The following is a 12150-nucleotide window of genomic DNA, read 5'->3' as shown; positions in this document are numbered from 1 at the left end:
ACAAGCTCCCTTTTTCCAATCTATATGAAATTTTGGTATAATACGAGCAGCTTACATAACAGTGGAGGGGAAAGCATGAAGAAAGAGAAGAGCTCACTTTGGGAATGGATCAAAGCAATTTTGATTGCTGTTGTATTAGCGGGCGTAATTAGACAGTTTTTCTTTGCCCCAATTCTCGTAGACGGTGTATCGATGTCGCCGACTTTACATGACCGTGATCGAATGATTGTTAATAAAATTGGCTATCACATAGGTGATCCGAAACGCTTTGATATTATTGTATTCCGAGCGACGGAAGAAAAAGATTATATTAAGCGTATTATTGGCCTGCCAGGCGACGAAATCGAATACCGTAATGATAAACTATATGTTAACGGGAAACCTTATGAGGAGCCGTATTTAGATAAGCAGAAAAAACAACTTGCTGACGGACCGCTTACATATGATTTTACTCTTGAAGAAATGACAGGAAAGAAAACTGTTCCAGAAGGTCAATTATTTGTTTTAGGCGATAATCGTCGTTTTAGTAAAGATAGCCGTTCGATTGGTACAATTTCAATGGACCAAGTGATTGGTAAAGCAAATATGCTATATTGGCCGTTAAAAGATGCACGTATTGTGAAATAAAAGAAAAAGAAGGTGGCAACATGGTAATTCAATGGTTCCCAGGACATATGGCAAAGGCTAGACGCCAAGTAACAGAAAAATTAAAGTTAATTGATGTTGTAATTGAGCTTGTAGATGCTCGATTACCTTTATCTTCTCGTAATCCAATGATTGATGAAATTATTACACATAAACCAAGGCTTGTTGTTTTAAATAAAGCGGATATGGCGGATGATCGTCTTACAAAGCAGTGGATTGCATATTTTGATGAAAGAGGTCAAAAGGCAATTTCAATTAATGCGCAAGCTGGACAAGGTATGAAAGAAATTGCAGCAGCTTGTAAAGTTCTTGTCAAAGAAAAATTCGATAAAATGGTTGCTAAAGGCATTAGACCAAGAGCAATTCGTGCTTTAATTGTAGGTATTCCAAACGTTGGTAAATCTACACTAATTAATAAATTAGCGAAGAAGAATATAGCAAAAACAGGAGATCGTCCTGGTGTGACAACGGCCCAGCAGTGGATTAAAGTTGGGAAAGAAATGGAATTATTAGATACACCAGGTATTTTGTGGCCTAAATTTGAAGATGAATTAGTTGGTCTTCGTTTAGCGACGACTGGTGCAATTAAAGATTCTATATTAAATCTACAGGATGTAGCTATTTATGCGTTACGTTTTATGGAAAAACATTATCCGGAACGTTTAAAAGAGCGATATAATTTAAATGACATTCCAGAAGAAATTGTGGAGTTATTTGATGCAATTGGAAAAAATAGAGGTTGCTTAATGGGCGGCGGAATGATTGATTATGATAAAACATCTGAGCTTATACTTCGTGAGCTTCGTGGTGGAAGATTAGGAAAAATGACATTTGAAACACCAGAAGAGTTTGCAGAGCAGGTAGAAGATGCGGAAAAAGTAGAAGAAGTATAAGACGTGCGTTTGTACGTCTTTTCTTTTTGGTTACGTTTAAAAGGAGTGTAAATAGATGCAAAAAATGACTATTCATGAAGCGGAATGTTTGCTGCAAGAAATTATGAATGAAGAAGACGAGCGTTTTCAAATGTTAGTGAAAGATGAGCGAAAAGGTGTTCAAAAACTAATTTTGAAGTGGTATAAACAAAAAGAGTTAGCGCAAAAAGAAAGAGAAAAATTTCTAGAAATGTCAAAGTACGAAAATGAGTTACGTGAAAAAGGGCTCACATACATTGCTGGTATTGATGAAGTGGGTCGTGGGCCGTTAGCAGGACCGGTTGTGACGGCGGCAGTCGTCCTTCCGGAAGATTTTTATATTCCAGGATTAAATGACTCGAAAAAATTAAGTGAAGCGAAACGTGAGCGTTTTTATGATGAAATTAAAGAGCATGCAATTGCGATTGGAGTTGGAATTATATCACCACAAGTTATTGATGAAATAAATATTTATCAAGCGACGAAGCAAGCGATGTTAGATGCCGTTGCTAATTTATCATGTACACCAGAATATTTATTAATCGATGCGATGAAGCTTCCTACATCAATTCCGCAAACATCAATCATTAAAGGTGATGCGAAAAGTGTCTCTATTTCAGCTGCATCTATTATTGCGAAAGTGACGAGAGATCGCATGATGAAAGAGTTAGGAGGAAAGTATCCTGCATATGGATTTGAACAACATATGGGATATGGGACGAAACAGCATTTAGAAGCGATTGAAGTACATGGAGTATTAGAGGAACATCGAAAATCATTCGCGCCAATTAAAGATATGATTCAAAAATAAGCTGTATATTCACAGCTTATTTTTTATTTTGGTATATAAACATTATTATTTTCGAAAAAGAATAAAGCGATTTCAGTTTTCTGACACTTTATTGTAGACAGCGTGCCAATCATCTTATACAATGGCAATGTAATGTTTTTTAAACATTAAAAAACTTTTCGAGTAAAACAGGAAAACAGGGGAGGATGGGACCATGAATATCCATGAGTACCAAGGTAAGGCAGTCCTTAGAAGCTATGGGGTTAGCGTTCCGAACGGGAAGGTTGCATTTACAGTAGAAGAAGCTGTAGAAGCAGCGAAAGAATTAGGAACGGAAGTATGTGTAGTTAAAGCGCAAATTCACGCTGGTGGACGCGGCAAAGCTGGCGGTGTAAAAGTTGCGAAAAATTTAGAAGAAGTTCGTACATATGCAGAAAGCATTTTAGGAACTACACTTGTGACGCATCAAACAGGTCCTGAAGGTAAGGAAGTAAAACGCTTACTTATCGAAGAAGGTTGCGATATTAAAAAAGAATATTATGTAGGTCTTGTATTAGATCGTGCAACTTCTCAAGTTGTTTTAATGGCATCTGAAGAAGGTGGAACAGAAATTGAAGAAGTAGCAGAAAAAACGCCTGAAAAAATCTTTAAAGAATATATTGATCCAGCAGTAGGTTTACAAGGTTTCCAAGCGCGTAGAATCGCGTTTAACATCAATATTCCAAAAGAACTTGTAGGACAAGCTGTGAAGTTTATGATGGGCTTATACAGCGCGTTTATCGAAAAAGATTGCTCTATCGCTGAGATTAATCCACTTGTTACAACAGGTGACGGTAAAGTTATGGCGTTAGATGCAAAATTAAACTTTGATTCTAATGCGTTATATCGCAATAAAGATATTTTAGAACTTCGTGATCTTGAAGAAGAAGATTCAAAAGAAATTGAAGCTTCTAAATATGATTTAAACTACATTCCTTTAGATGGAAATATCGGTTGTATGGTTAATGGTGCAGGTTTAGCAATGGCTACAATGGATATCATTAAACATTACCATGGTGACCCGGCTAACTTCTTAGATGTTGGTGGCGGCGCAACAGCTGAAAAAGTTACAGAAGCATTCAAAATTATCCTTTCTGACAAAAATGTAAAGGGTATCTTCGTTAACATTTTTGGTGGCATTATGAAGTGTGATGTTATCGCAGAAGGTGTTATTGAAGCGACGAAGCAGGTAGGTCTTGAGTTGCCTTTAGTTGTACGTCTTGAAGGTACAAACGTAGAGCTAGGAAAGAAAATTTTAAATGAGTCTGGTTTAAATATTGTTGCAGCAGAATCTATGGCAGACGGTGCACAAAAAATTGTTTCACTAGTGGGCTAATAGAAAGCGGGGGAGAAAAATGAGCGTATTAGTTAATAAAGATACAAAAGTTATTGTTCAAGGTATTACAGGTTCTCAAGGGTTATTCCATACAAAACAAATGATTGAATACGGTACGAAAATTGTAGGTGGTGTAACACCAGGTAAAGGTGGCACTGATATTGAAGGCGTACCAGTATTTGATACAGTAGAAGATGCTGTGAAAGCAACAGGCGCAAACGCTTCAGTTGTATACGTTCCACCCGCTTTTGCGGCTGATGCAATTATGGAAGCAGTTGATGCAAAGATTGATTTAGTAGTATGTATTACTGAAGGAATCCCTGTATTAGATATGGTAAATGTAAAGAGATATATGGCGGGTAAACATACACGTTTACTTGGACCAAACTGCCCTGGTGTCATTACACCTGACGAATGTAAAATTGGTATTATGCCAGGATATATTCACAAAAAAGGTCATGTTGGTATCGTATCTCGCTCTGGTACATTAACGTATGAAGCTGTACATCAGTTAACGCAAGAAGGTATTGGCCAATCTACTGCTGTAGGTATCGGGGGAGACCCTGTTAACGGTACGGACTTTATTGATGCGTTAAAAGCATTTAATGAAGATGAAGAAACGCATGCTGTAATTATGATTGGTGAAATCGGCGGTACGGCAGAAGAAGAAGCAGCAGAATGGGTACAAGCTAATATGACAAAACCAGTTGTAGGCTTCATTGGTGGTCAAACAGCGCCTGAAGGCAAACGTATGGGTCATGCTGGGGCGATCATTTCTGGCGGCAAAGGAACTGCTGCTGAAAAGATTAAAACAATGGAAGCTTGTGGTATTAAAGTAGCGGAAACACCAGCTGTTATGGGTGAAACATTAATCTCTGTTTTAAAAGAAAAGGGATTATTTGAGACTTGTAAAAACTACTAATCTTTTTGAAAGACACCTTCTTATTAGAGGGTGTCTTTTTACACATTTTTTGTTTACATAATAAAAATTATGGGTAAGGAGAATTGAGATGAAAAGAGAACGTTTATTGCACCTTCATTACATGTTGGCGGATCATTGGAAGGCGATGGATAGACTACTATATGTTGATCCAGAACTGAAGGAAATATACACTTTTAGTCCGAAACAATTTGAATATTACGCTGGAATATCCTCGAAAAAATCTTTAGAACTAGTAAATTTTCTTCAAATTTCAAATCTCCAACAATATGTATCCCAGTTAGAAAAAAAGAGAATATTTTATATAACAATATGGGATAAGGACTATCCACAATTACTGCGAGAAATACAAGATCCCCCTTTTGTTTTATACGGAAAAGGAGAAAGAGATTTTCTAAATAAAGTAAATAAATTAGCGATTGTTGGAACGAGAGAACCGTCTTTATATGGAAAGGAGAGTATGAAGTTTATTTTACAACCTTTACTTGAAAAAGAATGGCTTATTGTTAGTGGGTTTGCAAGAGGGATAGATACAATTGCTCATGAAGTTACAGTAAGGCAGCATTGCCCGACCATTGCAATATTAGGACACGGATTATCTTATATGTATCCAAAGGAGAATAGAGGTTTATATGACACGTGGAAAGATTATATATTGTTATTGACAGAGTATCCGCCCCATTATGTGCCGAAAAAATGGTATTTCCCAAAAAGAAATCGAATTATTAGCGGTATAAGTAAAGGTGTTTTAGTTGTAGAAGCAAAAACGAGAAGTGGATCCCTTATTACTGCAGACCTTGCGCTAGAACAAAATAGAGAGGTGTTTGCGCTTCCTGGACCTATATTTATAGAGAGTGCAGCAGGAACGAATCATCTAATTCAACAAGGCGCCAAGCTAGTAAGAAATGCGGAGGATATCCTTGAAGAAATTTTAAATTAACCATATATTTTTATGTTTTTATTAAACAATTATTGACAAATGGTAGATTGTCGCTGTATGGTATATTCATTCTTGATTGACAAAAACAAGAGAAATCAATAAGATTGATGAAGACTTGAATCCACCTCTTAAGGAGGCACTAGCATGTCAGATTACCTCGTAATCGTGGAGTCGCCTTCTAAGGCGAAGACCATTGAAAAATATTTAGGGAAAAAATACAAAGTCGTCGCGTCCATGGGACATGTCCGCGATTTACCTAAAAGCCAAATGGGGATAGAAGTAAAGAATAACTTCACTCCGAAGTATATTACCATTCGTGGTAAGGGTCCCGTTTTAAAAGATTTAAAATCAGCGGCAAAAAAAGCAAAGAAAGTCTATCTCGCGGCCGATCCGGATCGTGAAGGAGAAGCAATTGCTTGGCATTTAGCAAATACGTTAAATGTGGACGTTGAATCAGATTGCCGAGTTGTATTTAATGAGATTACAAAAGATGCAATAAAAGAATCATTTAAATATCCTCGTGCAATTAATATGGATTTAGTAGATGCACAACAGGCAAGGCGTATACTCGATCGTCTTGTTGGTTACAATATTAGTCCTTTATTATGGAAGAAAGTAAAAAAAGGATTAAGTGCAGGACGCGTACAATCTGTAGCAGTTCGTTTAATCATCGAACGTGAAAAAGAAATTCAAAGTTTTGAACCTGAAGAATTCTGGACAATTAAAACAGAATTTGTGAAAGGGAAAGACACATTTGAAGCAAGCTTTTACGGTGTAGATGGTGAAAAAGTTCAATTAACGAACGAAGCACAAGTGAACGAAATAATCGAAAAGATGAAAGACAATGCGTTTTCGGTTGAAAATGTAACGCGAAAAGAGCGAAAGCGTAACCCTGCATTACCGTTTACAACATCTTCCTTGCAACAAGAGGCAGCGCGTAAGTTAAATATGCGAGCAAAGAAAACAATGATGCTTGCACAGCAGCTGTATGAAGGGATAGATCTTGGAAAACAAGGGACTGTAGGTCTTATTACGTATATGAGAACTGATTCAACACGTATCTCAGAAACAGCTCAAACAGAGGCTCGTGATTACATTACTGAGGCGTTTGGTGCGGAATACATAGGAACAGAGAAGAGGAAAGAAACGAAAAAGTCGAAAGCACAAGATGCGCATGAGGCGATTCGTCCTACTTCGGTAATGAGAAAGCCAGAGGAACTAAAAAGTTTCTTAAGTCGTGATCAACTCCGTTTGTATAAACTGATTTGGGAGCGATTTGTTGCAAGTCAAATGGCATCTGCTATAATGGATACTGTTACAGCGAAACTCATTAATAACAATGTTCAGTTCCGTGCAAGTGGATCAGTTGTAAAGTTCCCAGGATTTATGAAAGTGTACGTAGAGTCGAAAGATGATGGTGCGGAAGAAAAGGATAAGATGTTGCCACCGTTAGAAGTAGGTGAAACTGTATTTTCAAAAGATATAGAACCAAAGCAACATTACACACAGCCTCCGCCGCGTTACACAGAGGCTCGTCTAGTAAGAACACTTGAAGAGCTTGGAATTGGGAGACCGTCTACTTATGTACCGACACTTGAAACAATCCAAAAACGAGGATACGTTGCTTTAGATAATAAACGCTTCGTTCCGACTGAGCTTGGTGGAATAGTAATCGAACTTATTTTAGAGTTTTTCCCAGAAATTATTAACATTGAATTTACTGCCAATATGGAGCAAAGCCTTGATGAAGTAGAAGAAGGAAATGCAAATTGGGTGAAAATTGTTGATGATTTCTACGTAGGATTTGAACCGCGCTTAGAAAAAGCGGAAAAAGAAATGCGTGAAGTGGAAATTAAAGATGAACCAGCTGGGGAAGACTGTGAATTATGTAGTCACCCGATGGTCTTTAAAATGGGTAAATATGGGAAGTTTATGGCTTGTTCAAATTTCCCGGAATGTCGTAATACAAAACCGATTGTAAAAGAAATCGGTGTTACTTGTCCGAAGTGTGATAAAGGGCAAATTATTGAACGCCGTAGTAATAAAAAGAAACGCCTTTTCTACGGATGCGGTACGTATCCAGAATGTGACTTTGTATCTTGGGATAAGCCGATTGGTCGTAAATGTCCGAAGTGTGAAGGTATGCTCGTAGAGAAAAAGTTAAAAAAAGGCGTGCAAGTACAATGTATTTCGTGTGATTATGAAGAAGAACAACAAATGTGAGCGTAACTGCTCACATTTTTTTCGGGAAGAAAAGGAAAGGTGATATATATGACAACACAAGTAGTAAACGTCATTGGCGCAGGTCTTGCAGGAAGCGAAGCAGCTTACCAAATTGCAAAGCGTGGTGTCCAAGTAAAATTATATGAAATGAGACCAGTAAGGCAAACACCAGCTCATCATACAGATAAATTTGCTGAATTAGTATGTAGTAACTCACTTCGCGCAAACACATTGACAAATGCTGTTGGTGTTATTAAAGAAGAAATGCGTCTAATGGATTCTGTCATTATTCGTGCAGCTGATGAGTGCTCTGTACCAGCAGGAGGTGCTTTAGCTGTAGACCGTCATGAATTCGCGGCGAAAGTGACTGAATATGTGAAAAATCATCCGAACGTAACTGTAATGAATGAGGAAATCACTGAAATTCCAGAGGGACCAACTGTTATCGCGACAGGTCCACTTACGTCTCCGGATCTTTCTGCACAATTAAAAAAACTAACAGGTGAAGATTATTTTTATTTCTATGATGCTGCAGCGCCAATCGTTGAGAAAGACAGCATTGACATGAATAAAGTATATTTAAAATCCCGTTATGATAAAGGTGAAGCGGCATATTTAAACTGTCCAATGACAGAAGAAGAGTTTGATCGTTTTTATGAGGCTTTAATTGCTGCTGAGACAGTGCCTTTAAAAGAATTTGAAAAAGAAATTTTCTTTGAAGGTTGTATGCCAGTAGAAGTTATGGCAAGTAGAGGAAGACAGACGTTAGTATTTGGACCGATGAAGCCTGTTGGGTTAGAAGATCCGAAAACAGGGAAAACACCGTATGCGGTTGTTCAGTTACGTCAAGATGATGCAGCAGGAACATTATATAATATTGTAGGCTTCCAAACACATTTAAAGTGGGGGCCACAAAAAGAAGTGTTACAGCTAATTCCAGGACTAGAAAACGCAGAGATTGTACGTTATGGTGTAATGCATCGTAATACGTTTATTAATTCGCCTAATTTACTTCGTCCAACATATCAATATAAACAACGTGATGATTTATTCTTCGCTGGTCAAATGACTGGTGTAGAGGGTTATGTTGAATCAGCAGCATCAGGATTATTAGCGGGTATTAACGCTGCTCGACTTGTAAAAGGTGAAGAGCCAGTTGTATTACCACCTGTAACTGCAATGGGAAGTATGGCAAATTATATTACTGCGACAAATGCGAAAAACTTCCAGCCAATGAATGCAAACTTCGGTTTATTTACACCGTTAGAGAAGAAAATTAAAAAGAAACAAGAGCGAAATGAAGCATATGCTACACGCGCTTTGGAAACAATTCAAAATTTTGTAAATATTTAATTAAATTTCTTGCAAAGGCTACTAAGTTGTGATACGATTTAGTAGCCTTTATTGAGGTGAATTATATGGATGTGAATGTGAAGAAATTGTTACAATTATTCGTTGGTTATTTACAAATTGAAAGAAATTATTCAAAATATACAATTGCAAGTTATCAAAATGATTTAGAACATTTTGTGCAATTTATGGAGCGAGAAGGCATATCCTCTTTTTTAGATGTTACATACGCGGATGTTCGTTTATACTTGACGACGTTGCACGATCAGAAGTTAGCCCGTAAATCTGTCGCAAGGAAAGTATCAAGCTTACGAAGTTTATATCGTTTTTTGATGCGTGAAGGTTATCAAAAAGATAATCCGTTTGCACTTGCGTCACTTCCCAAGAAAGAATTGTCAATCCCAAAGTTTTTATATGCTGAAGAGTTAGAGGAATTGTTTGAAGTTTCTGATACAGGGGCACCATTAGGTCAAAGGAATCAAGCTTTATTAGAGTTGATGTATGCAACTGGGATTCGTGTAAGCGAATGCGTTAATTTGCAACTTACCGACATTGACTTTGCAGTGGGAACAATTTTAGTGATGGGAAAAGGGAAAAAACAAAGATATATTCCGTTCGGAAGCTATGCACAAGATGCTTTAATTACTTATATAGAGAACGGGAGAAAACAGTTAGCTCAAAAGACTGAAGAACAATCTCATATGGTATTTTTAAATGCGAAAGGTAAGCCGTTAACAGATCAGGGTGTACGTTATGTTTTGAACGAACTCATTAAGAAAGCTTCACTTACAATGCGGATAAGTCCCCATATGTTAAGGCATACATTTGCTACACATATGTTGGATGAAGGAGCGGATTTACGTACTGTGCAGGAGCTATTAGGTCATGAGAATTTGTCAACCACACAAATTTATACGCATGTCTCTAAAGAAAGATTGCGTTCTGTGTACATGAAGCATCACCCGCGGGCATAAATTGCTTTTAAGGCTATAAAAACATATAAAGGAGTTTTTTCTATGGGAAATTTCCACGCTACAACGATATTTGCAGTTCATCATAATGGAGAATGTGCAATGGCTGGAGATGGTCAGGTAACGATGGGAAATGCTGTTGTAATGAAACATACAGCTCGCAAAGTTCGCAAACTTTTCCAAGGGAAAGTTTTAGCTGGTTTTGCAGGATCAGTTGCTGATGCATTTACTCTTTTTGAAATGTTTGAAGGAAAATTAGAAGAGTATAATGGCAACTTGCAGCGCGCTGCAGTTGAGATGGCGAAACAATGGCGTGGTGATAAAATGCTACGTCAGCTAGAAGCAATGCTCATTGTCATGGATAAAACAACGATGCTCCTTGTTTCAGGTACAGGAGAAGTGATTGAACCAGATGATGGTATTTTAGCAATTGGTTCAGGCGGACATTATGCACTTGCTGCTGGTCGTGCTTTAAAGCAACATGCAAGTGAACATTTAACAGCGAAACAAATTGCGAAGGCCAGTTTAGAAATTGCAGGCGATATTTGTGTTTATACGAACCACAACATAATTGTTGAAGAATTGTAGAATCGTAAGGGAGGCATTTTATATGCATTTACATTTTACTCCGCGTCAAATTGTGGAAAAATTAGATCAATACATCATCGGTCAAAAAGATGCAAAGAAAGCGGTTGCTGTAGCTCTACGAAATCGATACCGTCGCAGTAAATTAGTTGAAAATTTACGTGATGAAATTGCACCTAAAAACATTTTAATGATTGGACCGACAGGTGTTGGTAAAACAGAGGTAGCACGGCGAATGGCGAAACTCGTTGGAGCACCTTTTATTAAGGTTGAAGCGACGAAATTTACAGAAGTTGGATATGTGGGTCGAGATGTAGAGTCGATGGTCCGTGACCTTGTTGAAACGTCTGTTCGCATTGTGAAAGAGGAAATGGTAGTTAAAGTTCAAGATAAAGCAGAAGAGCAAGCGAATCAACGTCTTGTTGAAATTTTAGTGCCGAGTCCGGAGAAGCAATCTGGATTTAAAAATCCATTAGAAATGCTTTTTGGTGGTAATCAAAATTCAAACCAAACATCTGATGCACAGGAAGATGATGAAATCGAAAAGAAACGTCAAGATGTGGAAAGAAAGCTTGCGGCAGGCCTTCTTGAAGATGAAGTGATATCGATTGAAGTGACGGAACAACAGTCTTCTATGTTTGATATGTTGCAAGGAACTGGCATGGAGCAAATGGGAATGAATTTCCAAGATGCACTAGGAAGTATCATGCCGAAAAAAACGAAAAAACGTAAACTTTCTGTAAAAGAAGCAAGAAAACTCTTGACAAATGAAGAGGCACAGCGCTTAATTGATATGGATGAAGTTACACAAGAGGCTGTTTATCGTGCTGAACAGCTCGGGATTATTTTTATCGATGAAATTGACAAAATTGCTGGTAAGCAGTCGAATAGCGTAGATGTATCGCGTGAAGGTGTGCAACGTGACATTTTACCGATTGTAGAAGGATCGAATGTAGCAACGAAATACGGATCAGTAAAAACCGATTATATTTTATTTGTTGCAGCTGGAGCGTTCCATATGTCTAAACCGTCGGATTTAATTCCGGAATTGCAAGGGAGATTTCCGATTCGAGTAGAATTAACAAAATTATCGGCGGATGATTTTGTTAAAATATTAATCGAGCCTGACAATGCGCTAATTAAACAGTACACGGCGTTATTAGCGACTGAAGGTATAGAAATTGAATTTTCAGACGAAGCTATTCGTAAGATTGCTGAGATTGCTTATCAAGTTAATCAGGATACAGATAATATTGGAGCGAGAAGACTTCATACTGTTATGGAGAAGCTCCTTGAAGATTTATCGTTTGAGGCATCTGAAATTACGTTAGAGAAAATAACGATAACACCTCAATATGTTGAGGAAAAATTAGCGACAATAGCTAAAAATAAAGATGTGAGCCAGTTTATTTTGTAATAG

11 protein-coding genes are annotated in these 12150 nt (G+C 37.6%); all 11 read left to right on the top strand.

Features of this window, described 5'->3' with window-relative positions; all coding sequences use genetic code 11:
* The first annotated feature begins 75 nt into the window (after window positions 1–75).
* The 11 genes from lepB to hslU all read left to right on the top strand — a co-directional run bounded on the left by lepB (window position 76) and on the right by hslU (window position 12147).
* The gene (gene lepB, locus CQ058_RS20715) at window positions 76–627 is read left to right on the top strand and encodes a signal peptidase I (RefSeq protein ID WP_002066791.1); all 552 of its coding nucleotides are present in this window, start codon (window positions 76–78) and stop codon (window positions 625–627) included.
* Window positions 628–647: 20 nt separating this feature from the next.
* Complete coding sequence (gene ylqF, locus CQ058_RS20710) at window positions 648–1538, top strand: ribosome biogenesis GTPase YlqF (RefSeq protein ID WP_002014526.1); 891 nt, start codon at window positions 648–650, stop codon at window positions 1536–1538.
* A 55-nt stretch (window positions 1539–1593) separates the two neighbouring features.
* Window positions 1594–2367, top strand: coding sequence for a ribonuclease HII (locus tag CQ058_RS20705; RefSeq protein ID WP_002014527.1), 774 nt, complete (start codon window positions 1594–1596; stop codon window positions 2365–2367).
* A gap of 193 nt (window positions 2368–2560) precedes the next feature.
* Window positions 2561–3721 carry an ADP-forming succinate--CoA ligase subunit beta gene (gene sucC, locus CQ058_RS20700; protein WP_002014529.1) on the top strand — a complete coding sequence of 387 codons (1161 nt, stop codon included), beginning with the start codon at window positions 2561–2563 and terminating at the stop codon, window positions 3719–3721.
* 19 nt (window positions 3722–3740) lie between these two features.
* Window positions 3741–4643, top strand: a complete 903-nt coding sequence (sucD, locus tag CQ058_RS20695; RefSeq protein ID WP_000115186.1) for a succinate--CoA ligase subunit alpha — start codon at window positions 3741–3743, stop codon at window positions 4641–4643.
* Between the two features lie 88 nt (window positions 4644–4731).
* A complete protein-coding gene (gene dprA, locus CQ058_RS20690) occupies window positions 4732–5601 on the top strand; it encodes a DNA-processing protein DprA (RefSeq protein ID WP_002190502.1) in 870 nt (289 codons plus the stop codon).
* A gap of 144 nt (window positions 5602–5745) precedes the next feature.
* Window positions 5746–7824: a type I DNA topoisomerase gene (gene topA, locus CQ058_RS20685; RefSeq protein ID WP_002088184.1), complete on the top strand. Its 2079-nt coding sequence runs from the start codon at window positions 5746–5748 to the stop codon at window positions 7822–7824.
* Window positions 7825–7872: 48 nt separating this feature from the next.
* Entirely contained in the window at window positions 7873–9177 is a 1305-nt protein-coding gene (gene trmFO, locus CQ058_RS20680; RefSeq protein WP_002014534.1) for an FADH(2)-oxidizing methylenetetrahydrofolate--tRNA-(uracil(54)-C(5))-methyltransferase TrmFO, read from the top strand.
* Window positions 9178–9248: 71 nt separating this feature from the next.
* Complete coding sequence (xerC, locus tag CQ058_RS20675; RefSeq protein WP_078175468.1) at window positions 9249–10148, top strand: tyrosine recombinase XerC; 900 nt, start codon at window positions 9249–9251, stop codon at window positions 10146–10148.
* A 42-nt stretch (window positions 10149–10190) separates the two neighbouring features.
* Window positions 10191–10733, top strand: coding sequence for an ATP-dependent protease proteolytic subunit HslV (gene hslV, locus CQ058_RS20670; RefSeq protein WP_002014538.1), 543 nt, complete (start codon window positions 10191–10193; stop codon window positions 10731–10733).
* Between the two features lie 22 nt (window positions 10734–10755).
* Window positions 10756–12147: an ATP-dependent protease ATPase subunit HslU gene (hslU, locus tag CQ058_RS20665; RefSeq protein WP_002014539.1), complete on the top strand. Its 1392-nt coding sequence runs from the start codon at window positions 10756–10758 to the stop codon at window positions 12145–12147.
* Window positions 12148–12150: the final 3 nt, after the last annotated feature.

This window comes from Bacillus sp. MYb56, from assembly GCF_002976445.1.
Lineage (GTDB): Bacteria > Bacillota > Bacilli > Bacillales > Bacillaceae_G > Bacillus_A > Bacillus_A mycoides.
Note: the sequence above shows the minus strand (reverse complement) of the source record. Positions and strands in the feature narration are given on the sequence as shown.

Excerpts from the sequence above, each read along its gene's own strand:
- dprA (WP_002190502.1), top strand. The coding sequence starts at position 4,732 with ATGAAAAGAGAACGTTTATTGCACCTTCATTACATGTTGGCGGATCAT.
- trmFO (WP_002014534.1), top strand. The coding sequence starts at position 7,873 with ATGACAACACAAGTAGTAAACGTCATTGGCGCAGGTCTTGCAGGAAGC.
- sucC (WP_002014529.1), top strand. The coding sequence starts at position 2,561 with ATGAATATCCATGAGTACCAAGGTAAGGCAGTCCTTAGAAGCTATGGG.
- hslU (WP_002014539.1), top strand. The coding sequence starts at position 10,756 with ATGCATTTACATTTTACTCCGCGTCAAATTGTGGAAAAATTAGATCAA.
- sucD (WP_000115186.1), top strand. The coding sequence starts at position 3,741 with ATGAGCGTATTAGTTAATAAAGATACAAAAGTTATTGTTCAAGGTATT.
- topA (WP_002088184.1), top strand. The coding sequence starts at position 5,746 with ATGTCAGATTACCTCGTAATCGTGGAGTCGCCTTCTAAGGCGAAGACC.
- CQ058_RS20705 (WP_002014527.1), top strand. The coding sequence starts at position 1,594 with ATGCAAAAAATGACTATTCATGAAGCGGAATGTTTGCTGCAAGAAATT.
- ylqF (WP_002014526.1), top strand. The coding sequence starts at position 648 with ATGGTAATTCAATGGTTCCCAGGACATATGGCAAAGGCTAGACGCCAA.
- lepB (WP_002066791.1), top strand. The coding sequence starts at position 76 with ATGAAGAAAGAGAAGAGCTCACTTTGGGAATGGATCAAAGCAATTTTG.
- hslV (WP_002014538.1), top strand. The coding sequence starts at position 10,191 with ATGGGAAATTTCCACGCTACAACGATATTTGCAGTTCATCATAATGGA.